20 protein-coding genes and 1 pseudogene are annotated in these 23796 nt (G+C 68.0%); 10 read left to right on the top strand and 11 right to left on the bottom strand.

All coding sequences use genetic code 11. The features are described 5' to 3' along the window. Nucleotides 1-5 precede the first annotated feature (5 nt). Nucleotides 6-830 (top strand): ABC transporter permease, encoded by an 825-nt coding sequence (locus Talka_RS07965; RefSeq protein ID WP_143890586.1) that lies wholly within the window; start codon nt 6-8, stop codon nt 828-830. A 179-nt stretch (nt 831-1009) separates the two neighbouring features. Then, the gene (locus Talka_RS07960; protein ID WP_143890585.1) at nt 1010-2206 is read left to right on the top strand and encodes an MFS transporter; all 1197 of its coding nucleotides are present in this window, start codon (nt 1010-1012) and stop codon (nt 2204-2206) included. A gap of 61 nt (nt 2207-2267) precedes the next feature. On the opposite strand, the gene Talka_RS07955 is transcribed toward Talka_RS07960, so the two are convergent. Further along, nucleotides 2268-3920, bottom strand: coding sequence for an ATP-binding protein (locus Talka_RS07955; protein ID WP_143890584.1), 1653 nt, complete (start codon nt 3918-3920; stop codon nt 2268-2270). A 94-nt stretch (nt 3921-4014) separates the two neighbouring features. Further along, entirely contained in the window at nt 4015-5016 is a 1002-nt protein-coding gene (locus tag Talka_RS07950; protein WP_143890583.1) for a porin, read from the bottom strand. Between the two features lie 357 nt (nt 5017-5373). Between Talka_RS07950 and Talka_RS07945 the strand changes: the two genes are divergently transcribed. From Talka_RS07945 to dacB, 3 genes are all read left to right on the top strand, one after another. After that, a complete protein-coding gene (locus Talka_RS07945; RefSeq protein WP_143890582.1) occupies nt 5374-6636 on the top strand; it encodes a porin in 1263 nt (420 codons plus the stop codon). 214 nt (nt 6637-6850) lie between these two features. Next, a complete protein-coding gene (locus Talka_RS07940) occupies nt 6851-7858 on the top strand; it encodes a porin (RefSeq protein ID WP_143890581.1) in 1008 nt (335 codons plus the stop codon). A gap of 104 nt (nt 7859-7962) precedes the next feature. Next, on the top strand, nt 7963-9408 hold the full coding sequence (gene dacB / locus Talka_RS07935; protein WP_185970098.1) for a D-alanyl-D-alanine carboxypeptidase/D-alanyl-D-alanine endopeptidase: 1446 nt from the start codon (nt 7963-7965) through the stop codon (nt 9406-9408). Nucleotides 9409-9435: 27 nt separating this feature from the next. Here the strand turns inward: dacB and Talka_RS07930 are convergent, their stop codons facing one another. The 3 genes from Talka_RS07930 to Talka_RS07920 form a co-directional block, all read right to left on the bottom strand. Then, entirely contained in the window at nt 9436-10140 is a 705-nt protein-coding gene (locus Talka_RS07930) for a fumarylacetoacetate hydrolase family protein (RefSeq protein WP_143890579.1), read from the bottom strand. A 49-nt stretch (nt 10141-10189) separates the two neighbouring features. Then, complete coding sequence (locus Talka_RS07925; protein ID WP_143890578.1) at nt 10190-11305, bottom strand: cupin domain-containing protein; 1116 nt, start codon at nt 11303-11305, stop codon at nt 10190-10192. 74 nt (nt 11306-11379) lie between these two features. Further along, nucleotides 11380-12585, bottom strand: coding sequence for a 3-hydroxybenzoate 6-monooxygenase (locus tag Talka_RS07920; RefSeq protein WP_143890577.1), 1206 nt, complete (start codon nt 12583-12585; stop codon nt 11380-11382). An 84-nt stretch (nt 12586-12669) separates the two neighbouring features. Between Talka_RS07920 and Talka_RS07915 the strand changes: the two genes are divergently transcribed. From Talka_RS07915 to mnmA, 5 genes and pseudogenes are all read left to right on the top strand, one after another. After that, nucleotides 12670-13254 (top strand): MarR family winged helix-turn-helix transcriptional regulator, encoded by a 585-nt coding sequence (locus Talka_RS07915; RefSeq protein WP_342781057.1) that lies wholly within the window; start codon nt 12670-12672, stop codon nt 13252-13254. Further along, entirely contained in the window at nt 13251-14531 is a 1281-nt protein-coding gene (locus tag Talka_RS07910; protein WP_143890576.1) for a glutamate-5-semialdehyde dehydrogenase, read from the top strand. The genes Talka_RS07915 and Talka_RS07910 overlap by 4 nt, the downstream gene beginning before the upstream one ends. A gap of 113 nt (nt 14532-14644) precedes the next feature. Next, nucleotides 14645-14779: pseudogene (locus Talka_RS12100) on the top strand ((2Fe-2S)-binding protein); the annotation flags it as partial. A gap of 219 nt (nt 14780-14998) precedes the next feature. Continuing rightward, nucleotides 14999-15475: a bacterioferritin gene (bfr, locus tag Talka_RS07900; protein WP_143890574.1), complete on the top strand. Its 477-nt coding sequence runs from the start codon at nt 14999-15001 to the stop codon at nt 15473-15475. 20 nt (nt 15476-15495) lie between these two features. After that, on the top strand, nt 15496-16761 hold the full coding sequence (gene mnmA, locus Talka_RS07895; RefSeq protein WP_143890573.1) for a tRNA 2-thiouridine(34) synthase MnmA: 1266 nt from the start codon (nt 15496-15498) through the stop codon (nt 16759-16761). Here mnmA and putP read toward each other — a convergent pair. The 6 genes from putP to phhA form a co-directional block, all read right to left on the bottom strand. Next, nucleotides 16652-18166: a sodium/proline symporter PutP gene (putP, locus tag Talka_RS07890; RefSeq protein WP_143890608.1), complete on the bottom strand. Its 1515-nt coding sequence runs from the start codon at nt 18164-18166 to the stop codon at nt 16652-16654. The genes mnmA and putP overlap by 110 nt on opposite strands. A 273-nt stretch (nt 18167-18439) precedes the next feature. Continuing rightward, nucleotides 18440-19597 (bottom strand): glycerophosphodiester phosphodiesterase, encoded by a 1158-nt coding sequence (locus Talka_RS07885; protein ID WP_143890572.1) that lies wholly within the window; start codon nt 19595-19597, stop codon nt 18440-18442. Between the two features lie 114 nt (nt 19598-19711). Next, a complete protein-coding gene (locus Talka_RS07880) occupies nt 19712-20656 on the bottom strand; it encodes a cation diffusion facilitator family transporter (protein WP_143890571.1) in 945 nt (314 codons plus the stop codon). A gap of 10 nt (nt 20657-20666) precedes the next feature. Further along, entirely contained in the window at nt 20667-22187 is a 1521-nt protein-coding gene (locus Talka_RS07875; protein WP_221933871.1) for a DNA recombination protein RmuC, read from the bottom strand. A 78-nt stretch (nt 22188-22265) separates the two neighbouring features. Further along, the gene (locus Talka_RS07870; RefSeq protein WP_143890569.1) at nt 22266-22748 is read right to left on the bottom strand and encodes a single-stranded DNA-binding protein; all 483 of its coding nucleotides are present in this window, start codon (nt 22746-22748) and stop codon (nt 22266-22268) included. Nucleotides 22749-22868: 120 nt separating this feature from the next. After that, nucleotides 22869-23759 (bottom strand): phenylalanine 4-monooxygenase, encoded by an 891-nt coding sequence (gene phhA / locus Talka_RS07865; protein WP_143890568.1) that lies wholly within the window; start codon nt 23757-23759, stop codon nt 22869-22871. Nucleotides 23760-23796 lie beyond the last annotated feature (37 nt).

The raw sequence follows: 23796 nt of genomic DNA, 5'->3' as shown, positions 1-23796 counted from the left end.
ACCGCATGCGTGACCTGCTCAACTCCGCCCATTGGGGGCCGCCGCGGCCCGGCGCGCGCTTCGTCGCCGTGTGGCGGCGCAACCTGCTGGTCTGGCGCAAGCTGGCGATTCCGAGCCTGGTCGGCAACATCGCCGAGCCGCTGATCTGGCTGGTGGCGTTCGGCTATGGGCTCGGCGCGCTGGTCGGCAGCGTGACGTTGCTGCTGCCCGGCGGCGATGCGCAGCCGGTGCCGTACCTGGTGTTCCTGGCCAGCGGCAGCATCTGCATGAGCACGATGAACGCCGCCACCTTCGAGGCGCTGTATTCGGCGTTTTCGCGCATGCACGTGCAGCGCACCTGGGACGGCATCCTCAACGCGCCGGTGACGCTGGAGGACATTGTGCTGGCCGAGATGCTGTGGGCGGCGTTCAAGGCGCTGTTTGCCGCCAGCGCGATCCTGCTGGTGATGCTGCTGCTGGGCATCGGCCACAGCCCCAAGCTCGTGCTGGCGTGGGCGGTGCTGGCGCTGACCGGCGTGACGTTCGCGAGCCTGGCGCTGATCTTCAACGCGCTGGCCAAGGGCTACGACTTCTTCACCTACTACTTCACGCTGTTCTTGACGCCGATGACGTTCGTCTCGGGCGTGTTCTTCCCGCGCGAGCAGCTGCCCGGCTGGGTGCAGGCGGTCGGTGCGGCGCTGCCGCTGACGCACGCGGTGCAGCTGGTGCGCCCGCTCTTTCTGGACCACTGGCCGGCCGAGGCGGCGCGGCACGTGGCGGTGCTGGCCGGCTATGCGCTCGCGGCGTTCTGGGTGGCGCTGGCACTGACGCGGCGGCGCTTCGCGCGCTGAGGCCTGCGCCCTGGCAACCCCACCGATCACAAGGTCACCCGCGAGCGCTGGAGCCGCGCCTGGCGGTATAGTTGGGATTTTGGCCAAGATGCCGCCCCTAACTTCGTGGCGCCTGGCAGCGCGCCAGCCGCCCTGTCACTGTTCTTCCTGCCGTGACCCACGCCGCTGATCCGCATCGGATGCTGCCTGCGGAACGCCGCGCCAGTTTCGCCTTGGCTGGCGTGTTCGCGTTGCGCATGCTGGGGCTCTTTTTGGTGTTGCCGGTGTTTGCGCTGGAAGCGGCGCGCCTACCCGGCGGCGAGCACCCCGCCCACGTTGGGCTGGCGCTGGGCATCTACGGGCTGGTGCAGGCGGCGCTGCAGGTGCCGCTGGGCTGGGCATCCGACCGCTGGGGGCGCAAGCGGGTGATCCTTGCAGGGCTGGCGCTGTTCGGGCTGGGCAGCGTGCTGGCCGCATGGGCGCCGACGCTGGCGTGGCTCACCGTGGCACGGGCGGTGCAAGGCGCAGGCGCGATCTCCGCGGCGGTGACGGCGCTGTTGGCCGACCTCACGCGCGACACCGTGCGCACCAAAGCCATGGCGCTGGTGGGCGCCAGCATTGGGCTGAGCTTTGCGCTTTCCTTGGTGGCCGCCCCGCCGCTGGCGGCATGGATCGGGCTGTCGGGCCTGTTCGGGCTCACCGCGGCGCTGACCCTCCTTGGCATGGCCGCCGTGGCCTGGATCGTGCCGGCGGAGCCGCCACGCTCAGCAGGGACTTCGACGTCCCCCAGGGCCGCCCTTTGGGGCGTGCTGCGCGACCCTGCCTTGCTGCGCTTGGATCTTGGCGTGCTGGCCTTGCACGCTTTGCAGACAGCGCTGTGGGTGGCAGTGCCCGGTTTGCTGGTGGCCGCGGGTTTGCCGAAAAGCCAGCACTGGCAGGTGTATCTGGCGGCGCTGCTGATTTCCTTTGCTGTCATGGGCGGTGTCCTGTTTCGCTGGGAGCGACGCGGACACCTCGGCGCCGTGCTGCGCGCCGCCATCGCCCTGTTGCTGCTGGCGCAGGCGCTGCTGGCGTGGGCCCAAACGCATGGGGCGGGCATCGCCCTGCTGGCGTTGGCGCTGACGGTTTTTTTCACCGGCTTCAACACGCTCGAAGCCAGTCAGCCCAGCCTGGTTTCACGGCTGGCACCCCCAGCCGCCCGTGGCGCGGCGCTGGGGGTATACAACACACTGCAGTCGGTGGGGCTGTTTGCCGGCGGAGCGCTGGGCGGCTGGCTGACCCAGCGCCACGGGCCGCACGCCGTCTTTCTCGCCGGAATGCTGCTGGCGTGCGGCTGGCTGCTGATCGCTTGGCGCCAACCGCTGCCTGACCGCACGCCCTACGCCGCGGCGTCGTGATCCAGGGCCTTTGCCGCCGACAACCTCCGGCCTGTTGGAGGTTTCGCTAGCTTCAAAATGGTCAAAGCCGCGCCGCCCCGCCAGCCGTGCGCGCCACCTCCCACCCCACGATCTGGCGCTTGGCGCGGCTGAACTCCACGCCCAGCTCGATCACCTCCGTGATGCCCGGCGCGCCGCGATATTTGGCCGCGTAGTCGCGGGCCTTCAGTTGCCGCATCGCTTCGCCGGTGGGGGCTTCGCCATCGATCACCTTGAACTCGATCACCCAGGCACGGCCCGCATGGCGGATGACGAGGTCGCACTGGCCCGGGTTGGAGACCTCCTCCGGCACGATGTCGAGGCCCAGGCTTGCCAAGTGGCTGTAGAAGACGCTGGCGTAGTAGCCCTCATACTGGGCGATGGGGTTGGCACGCACCCAGTCGTGCGGGATGCTGGCGTAGAGCCGCTCGAAGTGCGCGCGCAGGGCGTCGGTGTCGGCTTGCAGCAGCATCTGATAAAGCGCGCGCGGCTGCAGCAACTGGCGCTGCTCGGCCGGGTACCAGCCAAAATAGAGCAACGCGCGATTGAGCGCGCCGCGCACTTCGCGATTGGGCACGCCGAGTTCATAGCTCAGCAGCCCGCCGCAGTTTTCCATGCGCTGGATCGTCAGGTAGCCGGTCTGCCACAGCATCGCCTCCACGGCGATGTCGTCCACATCGAAGGCCGACAGCAAATCCTCTTCCGCGAGCATGCGCTCCAGCCGCGGCGTGAAAAAACCCTTGCCGCGCAGCCAGTGCACCAGAAAGGTCGGCGTGCCGGTCTCAAACCAGTGCGCGCGAAACTGCCGATTGCGCAGCAGCAGCAGCACGTCAAACGGGTTGTAAACGCTCACCGGACCCCAGCGGTAGCCGTTATACCAGCGCCGGATCTCCTCGCGGTCCAGAGGCTGGCCCTCAGCTGCCGCAGCCTCCAGCTCCGGCGCAAACACCGTGTCGATATCCTCCTCGGTGTAGCCGCAGAGCGTGCCGTATTCGGGATCCAGCGTCAGGTCGTAGAGGTTGTTGAGACCTGAAAAAATCGACACCTTGCTGAATTTGGACACCCCGGTCAGCAGCACGAAGCGCAGGTCGGCGTCTCTTCCCTTGATGACACTGTAGAGGTTGCGCAGGCCCTCGCGCATGGCGCGGGCGATGTCGGGGGCCTCGAGGTTGTCGAGGATCGGCTTGTCGTATTCATCGACCAGCACCACGGCCTGGCGGTGGTGGGTCTCAGCGGCGCGCTCGATCAGCGCATCGAAGCGCAGCGGGATGTCGGTCTGCGGCGGCGGAAGCTCCACGCCCAGATGACGGGCGTTGGCCTCCAGCTGCGCGTGGATGTGCTCTTCCAGCTGTTCGCGCCGCTGCAGCCGCCCGGCGGCAAAGCTCAGCCGAATCACCGGGTGGGGCTTGGCCCAGTCCCAGTGGTCGGCCAGGAAGAGCTTCTCTCGCGGCGCCGTGCCATCCGCGCCGTCGTGCGCATCGAACAGCTGCCGCTTGCCCTCGAACGCGCAGGCGATGGTGTCCAGCAGCAGGCTCTTGCCGAAGCGGCGCGGGCGGGAGAGGAAGTAGGCCCCGCCTTGATCCGCCAGCCGCGCGATCAGCGGTGTCTTGTCCACGTAGTAGTGCCCCTCCAGACGGATCTTGGCGAAGGTCTGGATGCCGATGGGCAGCTTGCGGCGGTCAGCGAGGTGCACCATACGCATACGATAAGACCAACGGCTGATAACAAAAAACCGGCGCGCTCGCGCACGCCGGTTTGCGACTGAATCTGATCAAGCAGCCAACCGCCGATCAGAACGTGTGACGCACCCCGATGGCCAGGTTGTCCACTTTGCGCTTGGCCCGAGCGTTGTTAATGATCTCTTCGCGATCGAAACGCTCGTAGCCCACATACGCGGTGGTGCGCTTCGACAGCGCATACGTGCCGAGCAGCGCCCAACCATCCGCGTTCAGCTTGGTCGGACCGGTCTTGCTGTCGCTGTCCGCGTAACCGACGTAGAAGGTGAACGCGTTCATCGGCACCTTCACGCCCAGCTGCCAGTCGCGGTCTTTGGTGCCGGTGCGACGGGCTTCTTGGTAAGAGGCCACCAGCTTGACCATACCAAAGTCGTAACCACCGCCTACGACGGTGTGCTTCAGATCGGGCTGACCTTGGAATTCACGGCGCTGGTGGGCCACACCTGCGGTGATCGGTCCATCGGCATACCAGACGGCCAAACTGTATTGATCCGCCGCCGACTGCGTAGCAGTTTTGTTTTCACCAAACCCGTAGGTGAACGCGACTTGCACGCCACCAAACTTCGGCGAGTCATAGCGAATGCCGTTGCTGGTTCGCACAGCATAATGATCCAAACCCACACGCGCCACGTCGGTCGAGACGTTGATGTTGGTGTTATCGGTGTGGTTCACCGCACCAAAGAAGGTATCGTAAGCGTGATACACGCGGCCAAGGCGGATACCGCCAAAACCACCGGTCAAACCGACGTTGGCCTCACGCGCGAACAACCCGTTGGTGTCTTGCGTGCCATCGTCGATGTTGAAGTTGCTTTCCAGCTTGAAGACCGCCTTCAGACCGCCGCCCAGGTCTTCCGTGCCTTGCATGCCCCAGAACTGGGTGCTCAGTTGGCTGGAATCGATGCCGGTCTTGGTCGCTGGATATTGCTTGACACCGTTCAACTTGGTCGTGGTGTTGACCAGCGAAGCGTCCAAACGGCCATACAGGGTCACCGACGACTGCGCCGAGGCCACGCCAGCCGCGGCCAAGGCGGCCAACGCCACAAGGGTTCGTTTCATTTGAAGACTCTCCAAAGGTTTGACAAGCGAATCGCCAACGGGGCCAGTCTCACACTTCAGGTGTGGACGCACACCCCTGACGCACCCCGATTTAACCAGATCTTGACCGTCCAGCCCAAGCCGAGGCCCGCGCCAAGCCGCCGAAACGTTGCGCGAGCACAACAGTGTGAAGCGCCTCCAGCCCACCCCAAGGCCTCCGAGCCCCCCGGGAAAACCCCTGTGACGCTCAAGCAACAAAAAAGTGAACGTCCGTTCGATTTTGGTCGATACTGCAAGCAGCGTGGCGGCCCATGCCAAGCCGCCCGGCACGTGCGCGCCACCCCTTACCACCCATCCCGTGCAGGAGGTCACTCGCTTATGGCATCCATTCCTCTGTTCCCTCGCGCGCTGGCGTTGGCCGCCAGCGTGGCGTGCAGCGGCCTGGCGGCTGCGCAGTCCAGCGTGCAGCTGTATGGCTTGCTCGATGTTGGGGTTACGCGCGTCACCGGACTCAAACAAGGCAGCGTGACGCAGGTCACCAGCGGTCTGATGGAAGGCTCGCGCTGGGGGCTGAAAGGCACCGAAGACCTTGGCGGCGGCCTCAAAGCCATCTTCACGCTGGAATCCCGCCTGGAAGCCGACACCGGCGCCGTTTCCAACCGTCCGATCTCGGGCAATCAGGTGCCGGACCGCATCGCCACGCCGGCCGCGTTGGGCTTGCCGGCCGCGTTGGCACCTGCCGTGACCGCCGTCAACGCCTCGATCGCCAACCAGGTGCTGGGCGTCAACCTCAACAACGCCCTGTTCGACCGCCAGGCTTACGTGGGCCTCATCACACCGGCGGGCGCCGTGCTGGCCGGACGCATGTACACCCCTGACTATGAGGTGTCGGCAGAGTTCGACGCCATGCAGACGCAGTCGCCACTGGCCGCCGGGCAGCTGGCCGCCATTCCGGCCGGCTTTGACATCCGCTACAGCAACGCGCTGCAGTATCGCGTTCAAACCGGCGGCGTCACCGCCGCGTTGATGTATGGCTTTGGCGAAACGGGCAGTTCTACCTCCAACCTGCGCTTTGCCGGCCTGATGGGCATCTATAAAGGCGATGGCTACGCGGTTGGACTGGGCTACAACACCCGCAACAACGAGCTGGGGCAAAAATCCCTGACCACCACCACCGTGGGCGGCTGGGTCAACGCGGGCCCCGGCAAGCTCAGCGCCGTGTATTCGCGCCACCGCGACGACCACCCAAGCAACCTGTCGTCGATCGCCGCCACACTGATCGCAGGCGGCGTGCCAGCGCCAGCGGCCACGCTGGTGCAAAACGCTTACGTGAACGCGCTGAAGCAGCGTTTCGACTTGTTCAACATCGGCTACCGGATCACCACCGGCCCGCACACCGTGACGGTGGCGTTCACGAACCGCAACGAAAAAACCAGCTACGACGCCGACGCCCGCTCCTATGGGCTGGCTTACACCTACGCGCTGTCGAAGCGCACCGACCTCAACGCCGTGCTGGCGCGTTTTGACAACCGCAAAAATGGGCAGGCCGCGCCCGGGGGCAACGGTTACCTGGGCGGCGTCACCCGGCAGGCAGGGGCCGACAGCACCGCGCTGGGCTTGAGCCTGCGGCACCGCTTCTGAGTCAACCCCCAAGCTCATTCGATCCCGCGCAGCCGCGCACCACGCGGCTGTTTTGGCTTGTGCGGCCTATAACCCGGCCTGGCACGGGAAGGAACATCGACGGCGTTGCGGCACCGCAACAAAAATGTCACCCAAACATGCTAGGCCGGGCAATCAGGCGTAAACTGCAATCTGTGCAGTTGACGCACTCCTCAGTCCCTCAAGGAGCACTCTGATGAAAAAATCGCTGATCGCGCTGGCGGTGGCTGGCGCCTGCAGCGCCGCCATGGCGCAATCGTCCGTGCAACTGTATGGTGTGGCCGACCTTTGGTTCGGTCAGATCACCGTCAAAGAAAACGGCGTTAAAGTTTATCCGGCCAGCCAAACCGGCCTGTTCGATGGCGGCTTCAGCAACAGCCGCTTCGGCTTTAAAGGCTCGGAAGACTTGGGCGGCGGCTTGAAAGCCAACTTCCAGCTGGAGCAAGGCTTTAACCTCGACGACGGCAAGCAAGCGCAAGCCGGCAAGATGTTCAGCCGCCAGGCTTGGGTGGGTCTGTCGGGCGGCTTCGGTGAAGTGCAGCTGGGCAAAGCCTACAGCGCGTTCGACGACGTGAGCGGGCTGGCGGCTTCGGTGTTCGACTCCGATCTGGCGCCGATCAACAACATCTTCGCCTCGACCTTCTTCTCCGACTCGTTCAACAACACGGTCAAATACATCACGCCGGCCATCGGCGGCTTCAGCGGCGCGGTCAGCTACAGCTTCGGCGAGGACAAGACCGCCACTACCAAGGCCAGCAAGCTGTGGTCGTTGAGCGGCAAATATGAGGAGGGTCCGTTGGCCGTTGGCTTGGGTTACGCCAAGAACGACACCGCCGGCGGCGACACGACGGCGACCCGTCTGGCCGGCTCCTATGACCTGGGCGCGGTGAAGTTGTTGGCGTCGTATGGCCAGCTCAAGGACAAGGCGCCCGGCACCACCAGCAAAACCAACGAATGGGAGCTGGGTGTGAACGTGCCGCTGGCCTCCAACCTGGCGCTGTCGGCTGGCTACGGCCGCACCACGCTGAAAGAAGACGGCATCAAAGTTGGCAAGGCCAACAGTTTTGGCGCGGCGCTGGCCTACAGCCTGTCGAAGCGCACCACGGTGTATGCTGGCGTGAACGCCACCAAGGCGGAAGATGTGCCGGTGACCGACAAGGTGAAGACCAACATCTACGCGGTGGGCCTGAAGCACACCTTCTGATTGCGGCGCTGAGCCGCTTCCCTCCAAGGGTTTGACAACATGCTTGCCGCCAACGCGGATGCGTTGGCGGCTTTTTGTTGATGCATCCGGTTGGAGCAGGCACAGTGAGACGGCGAAGCTTGTTGCTGGCGTTGAGCGCGGCGGCAGCCGATGGCCTTATCGGACTGCGGCAGACCGCTCACGCGGAGCAGACGCCGCACCTGCCCCCTGGGGTTGAGACGGCGCTGCAGCGCGCGCGTCTGCCGGCCACGGCGCTGGCGGCGGTGGTGGCCGACGCCGTGCCGGGCGGGGCGCTGCGGCTGGCGCACCGGGCGGAGGCGGAAACCAACCCGGCCTCGGTGATGAAGCTCGTCACCACCGCCGCGGCGCTGGACCTGCTGGGGCCGGCGTGGACCTGGCGCACGCGCATCTACACGACCGGCGCGCTGGAGCCGGGCGGCACGCTGCGCGGCGACCTGATCGTGCGCGGCGGCGGCGACCCCCGGCTGGTGGCGGAGCGGCTGTGGCTGTTGCTGCGGCGCGTGCGGGGGCTGGGCATCCGGCACGTGGCCGGCGACTTGGTGCTGGATCGCACCGCGTTTGCGCTGCCGCCGCACGATCCGGCCGCCTTCGACAGCGAGCCGCTGCGGCCCTACAACGTCGGGCCGGATGCGCTGCTGATCAATTTCGGCGCGCAGGTGCTGACGTTCACGCCAGATCCGGCGGCAGGCGTGGCGCGGGTGCAAGTGGAGCCGCCGCTGGCGGACGTGGCCTTCCCGGAGGCGGTGCCGCTGGCAGAAGGGCCGTGCGAGGACTGGCGCGCCGCGCTGCGCGCGGACTGGACGGATGCGCGCCAGCCGCGGCTCGCAGGGCGCTACCCCGCGGCGTGCGGGGAGCGCGCCTGGCCGCTGGCGTACCCGGAACCGACGGCCTTCGCCGGCCGGGCCATCGCCGGCACCTGGGCCGCGGTGGGCGGCACGCTAGGTGGCCGGGTGCGCGACGGCGCCACGCCAGCCAAGGCGCGGCTGCGGCTGACGTGGCCGTCGCCGCCGCTGGCGGAGGTGGTGCGCGACGTCAACAAGCTGAGCCAGAACGCCATGGCGCAGCACGTGCTGCTGGCGCTGGCGTGGGCCGGGCGCGACCCGGACGAGGCGCCGGCGACGTGGGAGGCAGCGCGCGCCGCGCTGCAGAGCTGGTGGCGGCAGCGGCTGGGGCCGGACGCGCCGGCGCCGCGCGTGGTCAACGGCGCGGGATTGAGCCGCGACGAGCGCGTCACGGCCGGAGCGCTGGCGCGGCTGCTGCAGTGGACGTGGTCGCAGCCGTGGGGGCCGGACTTCGCGGCGACGCTGCCGCGGCTGGGGGTGGACGGGACGCTGGCGCGCTGGGCCGATCGTGGCGTGGCCGCACACCTCAAAACCGGCAGCCTGGCGGATGTGCAAGCGTTGGCCGGCTACGTGCACCGACCGGACGGCACGCGGCGGGTGGTGGTGGCGGTGATCAACCACCCGCAAGCCCAGCAGGGGCGCGACGCGCTGCGCGCGTTGGTGACGTGGGCGGCGCAGGCGCCTTAGCGGATCGCCAGGATCTTCGTCGCAGCCTCAACGCTCGGGCGAACCCACCGTCAGCTCCACCTCGCCCACGCCGTCGATGCGGCCATGCAGCCGGTCGCCCGGCGCCACCGGGCCGACGCCTTCCGGCGTACCGGTGTAGATGACGTCGCCCGGCTGCAGATGGTAGAACTGCGACAGATCGGCGATCAGCTCCGGCACGCTCCAGATCAGGTCCGCAAGATCCGCGCGCTGACGCAGCGCGCCGTTGACCTCCAGCGTGATGGCGCCGCGATTCAGCGCCACGCCCGGCATCGGCGTCACCTCGCCGCACACCGCGCAGCCTTCGACGTCCTTGCCGAGGCACCACGGGTGGCCCTTGTCGCGCAGGCGCAGCTGCACGTCGCGCCGCGTCATGTCCAGCCCCGCGGCGTAGCCGTGGACGAGCTCGTGCGCGCGCTCCAGCGGCACCTGAAAGCCGCCGCGCCCCAGCACGACGACCAGCTCCATCTCGTGGTGGAAGTCGGCGGTGCCGGGCGGGTACGGCAGCGTGGCGCCGCCGGGCAGCAGGTGCACCGGTGACTTGGTGAAGTAGAACGGCCGCGCGCTGGCCTTGTCGACGGTGACGCCCATCTCGCGCGCATGGGCGTGGTAGTTGCGGCCGACGAAGAACAGCCGGTGCACCGGCAGGCGCACGGTGCTGCCGCGTTGGGGCAGCGAGGCGGGTTCGGGCGGGGTCCAGAGGTAGGTGGTCATGGAAGGTAGGATAGCAGGGAGTGAAGGAAGCTCCGGCAGGGACGCGGCGTCAGGCCGAGCCGTCGGCCAGGGCGTCGAGCTCGGGCCGTGCGGGGTCGGGGCGCACCTCATACAGCCCGAGCTTGCGGTGCAGCGGGCCCTCGTCGACGACGAACAGGAACGCCGGCTCGCGGGCCGAGCGGTTGCGCAGCACGGCCGGCGTGTAGCCGGGCACGACGCAGGTGTCGGCTTCCTCCAGCTCGAACGCCGCGGCGGCGAAGGCGGCGCCGGCGGGCGGCTCCACCTGCACGGTGGCGCCGCCCTCGATGACGTGCAGCACCTGCGCCGGCGAGCGCGCCGGCAGCGCCAGCGTCTGCCCCGGGCGCAGCATCAGCGCGTGAAAGCCGAGGATGGCCTGCGCGTCCGCGCCGGTGACCGGGTTGACGTAGGTGACCTGAGGCACCTGCAGCGCGGGCTGGTCGGCCGCGAGGCTGCGCAGCGCGGCGCGCACCTCCTGCCACGGGTAGCGCAGCAGCGGGTGGCGCGCGGCACGCCCACGCGGGGGGGTAAACAGCGGCTGCGGCGCCACGCCGGCGCGCACGTGCGCGCGCTCGCCGTGGTGGGGTTGGGTGGCCTGGCGCGCGCCGGCCTCGTGGTAGCTGGCCTCCAGCGCCACCACCAGCGGCAGGTCCAGCACGTCCAGCCACACCACCGGCTCGGTGCCGTCGTGGCCGTGCTCGTGCCACAGGCCGGTGGGCGTCAGGATCAGGTCGCCGCGCTGCATCGGGCAGCGCTCGCCGTCCACCGCGGTCCAGGCGCCCTCGCCGCGCACCACCATGCGCACCGCGTTGGGGGTGTGGCGGTGGCTCGGCGCCCATTCGCCCGGCAGCAGCAGCTGCATGCCAAGGTAGATCGCCGGGCTGGCCTGCAGCGCCTGCGGCCCGTGGCCGGGGTTGGCCAGCACCAGCACGCGGCGCTCGGCCTTCTCGATCGGCGTCAGGTCGCCGGTACGGCGCAGCAGCGGCTCGAGGTCGCGCCAGGCCCAGTGCGCGGGCCGGGTGCGCTGCGCCGGCCGCTGCGGCGGCAGCAGCGCGCGCAGGCTGGGCCACAGCGGCACCAGGTGGCGCGCCTGCAGCGCGGCCCGGTAGTCGGCGGGCAGTTCGTCCAGGGTTCCAAGGGTGTCCATGACGGAAGGCTCCTCGTGCGGGGGTGGGAGGTGGGTGGCGGCGGATGCCGGATGCACGGTGGGCGGGCAAGCGGTCAGGCGGAGCTGGCGAGGCAGCGCTCCACGGTCCAGCCGTACAGCCACTCCAGCGCGTCGTAGAAGCGCTCGGGGCTGCGGCCCTTCCAGAGCTCGTTGCGCACCAGCCGCTCCACGCCCTTGGCGTGGTAGAGGCGCCCCATCTCGCGGCTGGACAGCACGATGCGCGCGGTGCGCGCCACGCGCGAGCGCTGGTAGAGATCCAGCGCGCGGCCCCAGTCGCCGCCGTGCACGCGCAGCGCCTCGCCCAGCGTGACGGCGTCCTCCAGCGCCATGCAGGCGCCCTGCGCCATGTACTGCGTGGTGGGGTGGGCGGCGTCGCCCAGCAGCGTGACGCGGCCGAAGCTCCACTGCGCAATCGGCTCGCGGTCGGCGGTGGCCCAGCGCTTCCAGCTCTTGGGCAGGTCGATGAGCTGGCGCGGCCGCGGGTGGATGTCCTGGAAGTAGCTCTGCACCTCCTCGCGGCTGCCCTCGGTGACGCCCCACTCCTCGGGCTGGCGGCTGTGGAAGGTGACCACCACGTTGTACTGCGCGCCGCCGCGCAGCGGGTAGTGCACCAGGTGGCAGTTCGGGCCGGCCCACAGGCTGGCGGCGTTCCACTTGAGATCGTCCGGAAATTCGTGCGCGTCGACCACGGCGCGGTAGACGACGTGGCCGGTGACGCGCGCCGGATCGCCGACGTACTGCGCCCGCACCACCGAGCGCACGCCATCGGCGCCGATGAGCGCCTGGCCGCGCCAGCGCTGGCCGCTCTGGTCCTCCACCGTCACGCCGTCATCGTCCTGCTCCACGCACACGATGCGGGTGCCGGTGTGAAAGCGCACGCGCTCGCTGGCCTGCGCCCCCTCCAGCAGCGAGGTGTGCACGTCGACGCGGTGGATCACAGCGTAAGGGTTGCCGAAGCGGGCGCGGAACGCCGCGCCGGTGGGCACGCGCCCCACCAGCGCGGCGTCCAACGCGTCGTGCATCACCAGCTCGTCGATGTAAACAGCGCGGCGGCGCGCGGCCTCGCCGACGCCCAGCGCGTCCAGCGCCGCAAAGGCGTTGGGGCCGAGCTGGATGCCGGCGCCGATCTCGCCGATCTGCGCGGCCTGCTCGAACACCCGCACCTCGTAACCCTGGCGGGCCAGCGCCAGCGCGGCGGCCAAGCCGCCGATGCCGCCGCCGACCACCAGCACCGGCAGGGAAGTCGCGTATCGGTTCATGGGGGGCGCCTCCGGGGAAGGGCCGCGGCCGCGGGAACGGCGAGCGGGCATTTGATCAGCATACTAACGATCAGTGTAGCAACCTTGCCACGCCTGCCCATCCGGGTTTACCAGGAGTCGGTGGCGGCGACGCCGCGCTGCCGGGACAATCGCGCCATGGCCGCCGAAGCGCCGCACATCGACCTCAACGCCCAACCGGGCCACGCCATCCGCCGCCTGCACCAGATCGCGGTGGGCATCTTCCTGCAGGAGACCGCCGCGCACGGCATCACGCCGGTGCAGTACGCGGCGCTGCAGGCGGTGCACAACGAGCCGGGGCTGGACCAGCGCTCGCTGGCCGGACGCATCGCGCAGGACACCTCCACCACCGCCGGCGTGGTGGAGCGGCTGCAGGCGCGCGGCTGGCTGCGGCGCGAGCCGGACCCGGCCGACCGGCGCGTGCGGCGGCTGACGCTGACGGAGGCCGGCCGCGCGCTGCTGGCGCAGGTGGTGCCGGACATGCAGCGCGCGCAGGCGCGCATCCTGGCGCCACTGGATGCGGCGGAGCAGGTGCAGTTCATGGCCCTGCTGCAGCGGCTGGTGCAGCACAACAACGCGCACAGCCGCGCCCCGGCCGAGCCGCGCCGCCGCGGCGGTGCCGCCGCGCGGGTGCGACAATCGCGCCCATGAGCAACGCCGACGTCACCGAGCTGATGACCACCCTGGGCCGGCAGGCCCGCGCCGCCGCGCGCGAGATGGCGCGCGCCAGCACCGCGGCCCGCAACGCTGCCCTGCGCGCGCTGGCCGCGACCCTGCGCGCGCAGACCGACGCGCTGCTGCAGGCCAACGCGCTGGACGTGGCGCGCGCGCGCGAGGCGGGCCTGAACGACCCGATGGTGGACCGCCTGACGCTGACGCCGAAGGTGATCGAGACCTGCGCGCAGGGCTGCGAGCAGCTAGCCGCCATGCCCGACCTCATCGGCGAGATCATCGGCCTGCAGCAGCAGCCCAGCGGCATCCGCGTCGGCCAGATGCGCGTGCCGATCGGCGTCTTCGGCATGATCTACGAGAGCCGCCCCAACGTCACCATCGAGGCCGCGAGCCTCTCCATCAAGAGCGCCAACGCCTGCATCCTGCGCGGCGGCTCGGAGGCGCTGGAGAGCAACCGGGCGCTGGCGGCGCTGGTGCAGCAGGCGCTGCAGCAGGCCGGCCTGCCACGGGAGGCGGTGCAGCTCGTGCCGACCACCGACCGCGAGGCGGTGGGCCGCCTGATCGCGATGCCCGAGTACGTGGACGTCATCATCCCGCGCGGCGGCAAGGGCCTCATCGAGCGCATCAGCCGCGAGGCCAAGGTGCCGGTCATCAAGCACCTGGACGGCAACTGCCACACCTACGTGGACGACCCGTGCGATCTGGACATGGCGGTGCGCGTCACCGACAACGCCAAGACGCAGAAATACAGCCCCTGCAACGCCACCGAGAGCCTGCTGGTGGCGCGCGGGGTGGCGGCGGCCTTCCTGCCGCGCATCGGCGCGGTGTTCGCCGCCAAGGGGGTGGAGATGCGCTGCTGCCCCGAGGCCAAGGCGATTCTGAAGGACGTGCCGGGCGCGGTGCTGAAGGACGCCAGCGAGCAGGACTGGTTCGAGGAGTACCTGGCGCCGATCATCAGCGTCAAGGTGGTGGCCGGGCTGGACGAGGCGATCGACTGGATCAATCGCTACGGCAGCCACCACACCGACGCGATCCTCACCACCGACCACCGGCACGCGCAGCGCTTCTTGCGCGAAGTGGACTCCAGCAGCGTGATGGTCAACGCCAGCACGCGCTTCGCCGACGGTTTCGAGTACGGGCTGGGCGCCGAGATCGGCATCTCTACCGACAAGTTCCACGCCCGCGGCCCGGTCGGCGTGGCGGGGCTGACCTCGCTGAAGTACGTGGTGCTGGGCGAGGGCGAGGTGCGCGGCTAGCGTGGCAGCCGCCGCGAGCCTGTCACCTTCAAGCCCCTCAACGCCTCAAGGTCATTGCAAATCACTATCATTTGAATAAACTTTGGCGTTGTGTAGAGCAGGGCTGCAGCACTATGATCGTTTGCGTCTGCCATCGGGTTAGCGACCGCGAGTTTCAAGCGTTCGCCCGCCAAGGCCGGACGTTTGAGGCCTTGCAGCTCGAACGCGGGGTGGCCACCGGCTGCGGACGCTGCGAGCCCTGTGCCCGGGCCCTGTGGCAAACCCTCACCGACGCCCGGAACGGGCCGTCAGCCCCTTTGACAGTTTGCCCTGCGGACGCCGCAGCCTGCCTCGACGTCGCGCCGCTGTCCGCGTAGGCTCCCGCGGCTTTGCGGGGGGCTTGGGCCGCTGCGGCCCTGCCAGCGCAGCGCCTCTGCTATCATCAAAACGGCTGCAATCCATTTCGATTCCAAGCAGAGGCACTCATCATGCAAGGCACCCCGGAAGTCATGGCGGCGCTGCAAGCGCAACTGAAAAATGAGCTGACCGCCATCAACCAGTATTTTGTGCACTACCGCATGCTCGACCACTGGGGCTTGAAGCGGCTGGCCAAAAAAGAATACAGCGAATCGATCGGCGAAATGAAGCATGCCGACCGACTGATGGAGCGCATCTTCATGCTGGACGGCCTGCCCAATCTGCAAGATCTCGGCAAGCTCCACATTGGCGAAAACGTTCCCGAAATTCTGCAAGCCGACCTAACCTTGGAGCGCCAGGCGCAAAAAACGATCAAAGACGGCATCGCAACCTGCGAAAACGCGCGCGACTATGTCTCGCGCGACCTGCTCTTGCACATTCTGGAAGACACCGAAGAGCACATCGACTTTCTTGAAACCCAACTGGAGCTGATCGACAAGGTTGGCTTGCAAAATTACCTGCAGAGCTTGATGGACGAGCCGTCCTGAATGCCGGGTTGGGTGGCGCGATGGCCAAATATCGCGTGGTGGTGGGCCTTTCCGGCGGCGTGGACTCTGCGGTCAGCGCCTGGTTGCTCAAGCAGCAAGGCCACGAGGTGGTCGGCCTGTTCATGAAAAATTGGGAGGATGACGACGACAGCGAACATTGCACCAGCCGTCAGGACTGGCTGGACGCGGCCAGCGTGGCTGACGTCATCGGCATCGACATCGAACACGTCAATTTTGCTGCCGAATACAAAGACCGCGTGTTTGCGGAATTTCTACGCGAATACGAAGCCGGCCGCACCCCCAACCCTGACATCCTCTGCAACGCCGAAATTAAATTCAAGGCGTTTTTGGATCATGCCATGCGCCTGGGCGCGGAAAAAATCGCCACCGGGCACTATGCCCGGTTGCGCGCAGTTGACGCTTTACGAGGCCAACCGCTGCCCGAAGACAAAGCCCGGCAACTCCCAGCCGAGGCCGTGAGGTATCAGCTGCTCAAAGGCGTCGATCCGCTCAAAGACCAGAGCTATTTTCTCTATCGCCTCAACCAGGCGCAACTGGCGCGCGCCTGCTTTCCGGTTGGACACTTGCACAAAAGCGAGGTGCGCCGCCTGGCGGCTGAAATCGGCTTGCCCAATGCATGCAAGAAAGACTCCACCGGCATTTGCTTTATCGGCGAGCGACCGTTTCGCGCCTTTTTGCAACGCTACTTACACGGCCAACCTGGGCCGATCGTGGACGACCAAGGGCGCGAAATCGGACGCCATGTCGGCTTGAGCTTTTACACCCTAGGGCAGCGCCAAGGTCTAGGCATTGGCGGGGTGCGGGGCCATGATGGCGGCGCGCCCGGACGCCACGCTCCTTGGTTTGTTGCGCGCAAGGACCGCTCGCGCAACCTGCTGTGGGCGGTGCAGGGGCACGATCACCCCTGGCTGTGGTCGCGCTGGCTGCACAGCGAGCAAGCGCATTGGATCGCTGGAGCGCCGCCTGCCACAGGTCGTTACCAGGCCAAAACCCGTTACCGCCAAACCGAGGCCGCGTGCACGCTGACGTTTTCGCCCGAAGGCGCCAACAGCGAGCGCTTCAACCTGGCATTCGAGCAACCCCAATGGGCGGTCACGCCGGGCCAAAGCGCGGTGCTCTACGACGGCGAGGTGTGCCTGGGCGGCGGCGTCATCGTCAGCGCGGAAGCGACCGAGCGCCCGCTGCCGCCGTGGCCCGCAGCTGCCGCTGCACTTCGTCAAACGCGGCGAGCACGCCGGGCTCGGGTTGGCGATCAAGCCAGCTGACGATCAGGATGGCCAACGTGGCCAATGCAAAGCCTGGCACTATCTCGTAAAGGCCCCACCAGCCGCCTTGCTTCCAGACGACGACGGTAACCGCCCCCGCGACCATGCCAGCCAGCGCGCCGCGGGCCGTCATGCGGCGCCAGCGCAGCGACAGCAGCACCACCGGGCCAAACGCGGCGCCAAAGCCTGCCCACGCGTAACTGACCATGCCCAGCACGCGGCTGTTGGGGTCCGCGGCCAGCGCGATGGCCACCAGGGTCACCCCCAGCACGGTGGCGCGGCCAAACCATACCAGCTCCCGGTCGGACGCCGGGCGGCGCAGCAGGGGCTTGTAAAGATCCTGGGTCAAGGCGCTGGAGCACACCAACAGCTGGGCCGACAGCGTGCTCATGATGGCCGCCAGCACCGCCGCCAGCAGCATGCCCGCCAGCCACGGCGAAAACAACACCAGCGCCAGCTCGATGAACACCCGCTCCGGATTGGCCGCCACATCCGCGGCTAGGTCGGGATGAGCGCTGAAATAAGCCCGACCAAAGAAGCCGACCGCCACCGCCCCTGCCAGGCACAGCACCATCCACGTCATGCCGATGCGCCGCGCGCGGCCCATGGCCGACGCCGATTCCGCGGCCATGAAGCGCACCAAGATATGCGGCTGCCCAAAGTAACCCAGCCCCCAAGCGAGCAATGAGACGATGGCGATCGCATCCAGCTTGCCCAGAACATTCCAATGCTCAGGGTGGGTTTGCGCCACGGCAGCGACGCTCGCGGCAGGCCCGCCCAACGCCTCCATCACGATCACCGGCGCCAGCACCAGCGCGCCAAACATCAACGACGCTTGGATGGTGTCGGTCCAGCTCACCGCCAAAAAACCGCCAATCAGCACATAGGCCATGGTGCACAGCGCGCCGACCCACAGTGCCGTGGCATACGGCAGCCCAAACATGCTCTCAAACAATCGGGCGGCGGCCACCACCCCCGAAGCGGCATAAAGGGTAAAAAACAACAAAATCACGACCGCCGCAACCGAACGCAAGCCCGCGCCTTGACGCCCAAAGCGCTGCGCGAAATAGTCTGGCAGCGTCAGCGCGTTGCCCGCATGTTCTGAATACAAGCGCAAACGCGCTGCCACCCAGCGCCAGTTCAGATACGCGCCCGCCACCAGGCCCACAGCGATCCACGCCTCTGACAGGCCCGACAAGAAAATCGCGCCGGGCAACCCCATCAGCAGCCAGCCGCTCATGTCGGAAGCGCCCGCGGCCAGCGCGGTCACCCAGGCACCAAGTCGGCGTCCGCCCAGAATGTAGTCCGATAAGCTGCGCGTGGCGCGCCACCCCAGCCAGCCAACCAACAGCATGCCGCCCAGATACAGGCCAAACATGATCACGATCGGCGCTTCCACCCTCATCATCGTTGCGTGTCCTTTCGGGGAACCCCTGAATTCGGCTTGCGGCGCGCAAACAGCGCCCGCCAACGAGCGCGACGGATCGTAACGAGAACAAAACTGCTCGCCGCCTCCCTCCTAGGGTTATCCCGTATCCGCAACGCTTCTTTGCAAGGGGCATTCAAAAAACTAATGCGGCGCCTGTTCGATGAAACAGGCGCCGCATCAAACGCGGCCAAGGGCACAACGGTCAGCGGGGCCGGGCCGCTTCAGCTCCAGGCGCGCCGACCGCGGCTGTTACAAGCCAGCCACCGCCGCCACGCCGGTGGCCGGAAAGTCGGTGAACACGCCATCCACGCCCAGGCGCATGTAATACTGCATTTCGGCCTTCGGATCGCTAAAGCCATAGCCGCTGGCATCGTTGCGAAACGTCCAGGTGTGCACAAACAACCCTTGCGCATGCGCGGCCTCGATCACGCCCGTGCTGCCGACCACGCGACGGTCGTTGATGGTCACCTTGCCATCGCCGTTGCGGTCCACGCCATCCTGCACCGTGCGCACCAAATACGGCTTCCAAGGGCCGACGCCATCGGCGTAGGTTTTGATCAACGCCAGCCCCTCGGGCTTGAGCAGATCGGCAAAGGTGCGGGGGTCGCCTTTGACGACAAAGTCATACGGCTTGTGGTAAGGCGGAGCCAGCTTGATGCTGCCATCATCGTTGACGTCGTCCGCATCGATGAGCTGCACCAGCTTCATTTGCGTCTTGGTGCGCAGGTATTGCAGGTTGCCGACCTCAAACGACTGGATAAAGACCGGCGCCGATTGGCTGTTGCCGTAAGCAGCGTGCAGCACCGCCAACAATTTGTCTTCAAAGACATTGGCGCCAAAACCCGCCTCGCGCGCGTGGAACGTGGAGTGCTTCAACTCCGGGTAAACGCAAATGGTGCGACCGCGCCGCGCGCTTTCTTGCTTGGCCAGCGCCACCACCTCTTCGATGGTGGGGATGCTGTAGAGCCCGTTGAACTGCTGCGGGCGATTGGCCCGCGGCTGCTTGGCCCGCAGCGTCTTGATTTCGGCCAACGTGAAGTCGCTGGCGAAATAGGCCGTGATCAACTCGCCATCCACATTCATCGTGCGCTTGCGCGATGCGGGAAACTTCTCAGCCACATCGGTGGTGTCATCCAACATCGGCTCGTGACGGGCGATCAAATAGCCGTCTTTGGTCATCACCAAATCGGGCTCGATGCACTGCGCGCCTTGCTCAATGGCCCGCAGGTAGCTCTCCAACGTGTGTTCAGGCAATTCGCCCGACGCGCCGCGGTGCCCGATGACGATCGGCGGCATGCCGTCCAACGTGCGATACAGCGGTCCGTCGTCGCCTCCACATGCCGCCAACCCCCCTGCAGCCGCCAACGACAGCGCCATCCAGCGCAGACTTTTCTTGATGCTGTGCATCGATCCCTCCGTCATGATTCGTTGATTTGAGGCTCGCAAGCCCGTCAATGCTTGCAGGCTCTGAACGGTAACGAACCCGCATGACGCTGCAGTGACAGCCGCCCCAGGGGCGCTCTAACCGGTGGATCCGTGCGCGTGCGCCGCGCAGGCCGGCACAACGGGCACAGGGGTATCGCACGCCCGTGGCGAAGCGCTGCGTTGCACCTGCAGCGTCGTGTGATCGATGCCGAAGCGCTCGCGCAGCGCCGCGGCGGTGGCGTGCAAAAACGCATCGTCGCCTCCCCCATGGGGCATGATCAGGTGGGCGGTCAACGCCACCTCGCGCGCGCCCATGGCCCAGATGTGCAAATCCTGCACAGCCTGCACGCCCGGCTGGGCGGCCAAAAAGCTGCGCACCTGCGCCGCATCGACGTGCGCGGGCACGCCGTCGAAAAGCAAATGCAGCGATTCGGTCAACAGGCCCCAGGTTCCCGCCACGATGACCACGGCGATCACCAAGCTGACGGCGGGATCCACCCATGTCCACCCCTGCCACCACGTCAACGCGCCGGCCACGACCACCCCAGCGGAGACGAGCGCGTCTGCGGCCATGTGCCAGAACGCGCCGCGGTGGTTGAGGTCATGATGGCGGCTGCGCCAGAACAGCAGCGCGGTGCCGCCATTGATGAGGATGCCCAGCGCCGCCACCGCCATCACGGCCCCACCGGGCACAGGCTGCGGCGAGCCCAAGCGCTGCACCGCTTCCCAGGCCAACCAAGCCATCGCCGCAAGGAGCAGCAAGGCGTTGACCAAGGCCGCCACCACGCCAGCGCGCTTCCAACCATAAGTGTGGCGCGGGCTGGGCCGACGACGCGCGATCAGCGCTGCGGCCCAAGCCAGCAGCAGGCCAGCCAGGTCGCTGAGGTTGTGCCCGGCGTCGGCCAGCAGCGCCAGCGAGCCGACGTGCCAGCCCCAGCCTGCCTCCAGCGCCACAAAGCCGAGGTTCAGCCCAATGCCCCACGCAAAGGCCCGGTTGCCTTCAGCGTGCCCGTGGTGGTGGTGGTGCGGGTGCGCATGCATAGGCTTGATCCTAATCGGGTCGGGTCGCCGGCAGCGAGGCTGCGCCGCCTGCCCCCGCCGACGACAGGGACGCCGGCAGCGCCGACTCGCCCTCGGCTTCCTCGAGCAGCGCAGGTCGCAGCGCCTTGCTGGGCTGCACCCCCAGCTCACGCAGTTGCTCCGCTTGACGGATGAGGTTGCCCCGCCCAGTGGCCAGCTTGCCGCGCGCCGCATCGAAGGACGAGCGCGCTTGCTCCAGCCGCTCGCCGATCTTGAGAAAGTCCTCCACGAAGCTGCTGAGCTTGTCGTAAAACTCCGCCCCGCGGCGGGCAATTTCTTGGGCGTTGCGGCTTTGCGCCTCCTGCCGCCACAGATGCGCCACGGTGCGCAGCACAAACAGCAGGGTGGAGGGGCCCACCAGCAGCACGTTGCGCTCCCACGCCTCTTGCAGCAGCCCTGGCTCGTGGGCAAGCGCCAGCGTCAGCGCCGGCTCGATCGGCACAAACGCCAGCACAAAATCCAGTCCGGCCGCGCCGTGCAGCGCCTGATAGCGCTTGTCGGCCAGGGTGCGCAGGTGCGCGCGCAGCGCCGCCAGGTGCGCCTGCATGGCCTGGCGGCGCGACGCTTCGTCGTCGGCGGCGGTGTAGCGCTCATACGCGCGCAGCGACACCTTGGCATCCACCACCAAGCGGCGACCCTGTGGCAGCAAAATCACCACATCCGGCACCACGCGACGCCCATCCTCGGGGTGGGCCTGGGCGTCTTGGGTCAGGTATTCGGCGCCGCGGCGCAGGCCGCTCATCTCCAGCACACGCTCCAAGATGAGTTCACCCCAGTGACCCTGCGCCTTGACCGAGCCACGCAACGCCTGGGTCAGGTGGTGGGCCTCGTCGCTTAAGCGGCGATTGAGCTCCATGAGTTGTTGCACCTGCGCGCGCAGCGCCACGCGCTCTTTGTTTTCGTCTTGGTAGGCATGGCGCACTTGCTGCTCAAACTGCGCCAGCCGCTCGCGCAGCGGCTCCAACAGCGTCTGCAGCTGGGTCTGGCTGTGCTCGTCAAAGCGGCGCGCGCGCTCGTCCAGGATGTCCTGCGCCAGGTTGCGAAACTGCTCAGTCAGGTGCGCGCGGGCGTCCTGCAGCAGCTTAAGCTGCTCTTCGAACGCGGCGCTTTGCTCCTGCAGCCGGGCTTGCAGCGCGGCTTGCTGCGCCTGCAGCCGACGCAGCTCCTCCTGCGCGCGCGCCAGCTCCTGCTCCAGCGTCGGCACGCGCGCGGCGCGCTCTTGCAGCCGTGCGCCCTCGTCGCTGGCGCGATCCAGCGCCTCGCGGTGGCGCTCGGCGGCGGCGGCGGCTTCTTGCCAGCGCTGGCGCAGCTCGGCGGCCTGCGCCTCGGCGGCGCGCAGCCGCTCACCAAGCCGCGCCAGCTCCACCTCCGCCGCGGCGCGCGCCGCCTGCGTGGCGGCCTCGACCTCTCGCCGCGGCGCGCCGCGCGCCAGCGCCCAGGCCAACGCGGCGCCGAGCAGCACGCCCGCCAGCGCCGCAAGCCACGCTGTCATGACCCCATCGTTCATGGCGCCCCCACCAGGCTATGGCCCTAAGCCAAGGCGATGGCGGCGCGCATCGCCTGCGCTCCGTCAAAAAGGGATGTCGTCGTCCATGTCCTCAAAGCCGCTGGCCGCCGGAGCGGGGGTGGCGGCGGCGCGCGGCGCCGAGGCCGGACGGGCCGGGGCAGCGGCGCGCGGCACGGGGGCGGCGCCTTCTTCCAGCGGGGCGCTCGCACCGTCGCGGCTGCCGAGCAGCTGCAGCTCGGTGGCGATGATGTCCACCGTGTTGCGCTCGACGCCGTCCTGCCCGGTGTATTTGCCGTATTTCAGCCGGCCCTCGACGTAAACCGGACGTCCCTTGCGCAGGTATTCCCCGGCGATTTCGGCCAGCCGATCGTAGAAGGTGACGCGGTGCCATTGGGTGTCTTCAACCAGCTCGCCGGTGTTGCGATCCTTGCGCCGGCTGGAGGTGGCGATGCTGACGCTGGCCACCGGCTGGCCGGAGGGGAGGTAGCGGATCTCGGGGTCGCGGCCGCAGTTGCCGATCAGAATGACTTTGTTGACGGAAGCCATGGGAAGGAGTGCCTTTGCTGCCAGAGCGGGTTGCGGAATGTGTGACGACGATTGTGCACCACGCCGCCGCTGGCCGGCGCTCGCCCGGATAAGGGAAGCGCCACCGCGCCTGGGCGAGCCTTAGGCCGCCGGGGCCGCGCGCCCGCGGTGCCAGCGGCCGTCGCCGCGCGTCACCACGTCGTCATCCGGCAGCAGCGCATCGGGCGCCAACGCCGGCAGGGCCGCCACCCGCTCATAGAGCGGCGCAAAGTCAATCTCGGCCAGGCGCAGCAGATCCTCCAGCCGCTCGAACACGAAGTAGGTCTGCTGGAAATCGTCGATGCGGTAGCGCGTGCGCATGACGCGCTCGAGGCAGAAACCCACCCGGTTGGGGCTCGGCGACTCGAGGCAGAACACGCTTTCGGCCGCCGAGGAGACGATGCCGGCGCCCAGGATGCGCAACGCCCCGCCCTCGCGCACGAGGCCGAACTCGACGGTGTACCAGTAGACGCGGGCCAGCATGTCCAGCGCGCCCAGCCGCTGCGCGCGCAGGCCGCCGTGTCCGTAGGCCTGGATGAAGTCCGCCATGACCGGGTGCATCAGCATCGGCACATGGCCAAAGACGTCGTGAAAGACATCGGGCTCTTGCAGATAGTCCAACTGGTCGGCGCGCCGGATGAACCGCCCGGCCGGAAAACGCCGGTGGGCCAGGTGGTCGAAGAACACCTCCTCGGGCACCAGCCCCGGCACGGCCACCACCTGCCAGCCGGTGTGGCGCATCAGCACTTCGGACAAGCGCTCGAAGTCCGGGATGCGATCCGGCTCGATCGGCAGGCGGCGCAGCCCTTCGAGGAAGGCGGCGCAGGCGCGCCCTGGCAGCAGGGCCGCCTGGCGCCGGTACAGCTTCGCCCAAGTGGCGTGCTCCTCGGGCGTGTAGGACGCCCAGTCCTGCGGGATGGTCCAGTCCGGGCTGGCCGGGCGGCCGGCCTCGCCGGCGGCCCAGCCGTGCAGCGTGACGGCCTCGGCGGTCATGATGCAGGTCTCCTCGCTGCGCCCGTGCCGCGACGGG

Origin of the sequence: Tepidimonas alkaliphilus, assembly GCF_007556595.1 — a bacterium.
In the GTDB taxonomy this organism is placed as follows: domain Bacteria; phylum Pseudomonadota; class Gammaproteobacteria; order Burkholderiales; family Burkholderiaceae_C; genus Tepidimonas; species Tepidimonas alkaliphila.
Note: the sequence above shows the minus strand (reverse complement) of the source record. Positions and strands in the feature narration are given on the sequence as shown.

Coding starts and splice junctions, on each gene's coding strand:
- Talka_RS07965 (WP_143890586.1), top strand. CDS start 6: ATGCGTGACCTGCTCAACTCCGCCCATTGGGGGCCGCCGCGGCCCGGC.
- Talka_RS07960 (WP_143890585.1), top strand. CDS start 1,010: ATGCTGCCTGCGGAACGCCGCGCCAGTTTCGCCTTGGCTGGCGTGTTC.
- Talka_RS07955 (WP_143890584.1), bottom strand. CDS start 3,920: ATGGTGCACCTCGCTGACCGCCGCAAGCTGCCCATCGGCATCCAGACC.
- Talka_RS07950 (WP_143890583.1), bottom strand. CDS start 5,016: ATGAAACGAACCCTTGTGGCGTTGGCCGCCTTGGCCGCGGCTGGCGTG.
- Talka_RS07945 (WP_143890582.1), top strand. CDS start 5,374: ATGGCATCCATTCCTCTGTTCCCTCGCGCGCTGGCGTTGGCCGCCAGC.
- Talka_RS07940 (WP_143890581.1), top strand. CDS start 6,851: ATGAAAAAATCGCTGATCGCGCTGGCGGTGGCTGGCGCCTGCAGCGCC.
- Talka_RS07930 (WP_143890579.1), bottom strand. CDS start 10,140: ATGACCACCTACCTCTGGACCCCGCCCGAACCCGCCTCGCTGCCCCAA.
- Talka_RS07925 (WP_143890578.1), bottom strand. CDS start 11,305: ATGGACACCCTTGGAACCCTGGACGAACTGCCCGCCGACTACCGGGCC.
- Talka_RS07920 (WP_143890577.1), bottom strand. CDS start 12,585: ATGAACCGATACGCGACTTCCCTGCCGGTGCTGGTGGTCGGCGGCGGC.
- Talka_RS07910 (WP_143890576.1), top strand. CDS start 13,251: ATGAGCAACGCCGACGTCACCGAGCTGATGACCACCCTGGGCCGGCAG.
- bfr (WP_143890574.1), top strand. CDS start 14,999: ATGCAAGGCACCCCGGAAGTCATGGCGGCGCTGCAAGCGCAACTGAAA.
- mnmA (WP_143890573.1), top strand. CDS start 15,496: ATGGCCAAATATCGCGTGGTGGTGGGCCTTTCCGGCGGCGTGGACTCT.
- putP (WP_143890608.1), bottom strand. CDS start 18,166: ATGAGGGTGGAAGCGCCGATCGTGATCATGTTTGGCCTGTATCTGGGC.
- Talka_RS07885 (WP_143890572.1), bottom strand. CDS start 19,597: ATGCACAGCATCAAGAAAAGTCTGCGCTGGATGGCGCTGTCGTTGGCG.
- Talka_RS07880 (WP_143890571.1), bottom strand. CDS start 20,656: ATGCATGCGCACCCGCACCACCACCACCACGGGCACGCTGAAGGCAAC.
- Talka_RS07875 (WP_221933871.1), bottom strand. CDS start 22,187: ATGACAGCGTGGCTTGCGGCGCTGGCGGGCGTGCTGCTCGGCGCCGCG.
- Talka_RS07870 (WP_143890569.1), bottom strand. CDS start 22,748: ATGGCTTCCGTCAACAAAGTCATTCTGATCGGCAACTGCGGCCGCGAC.
- phhA (WP_143890568.1), bottom strand. CDS start 23,759: ATGACCGCCGAGGCCGTCACGCTGCACGGCTGGGCCGCCGGCGAGGCC.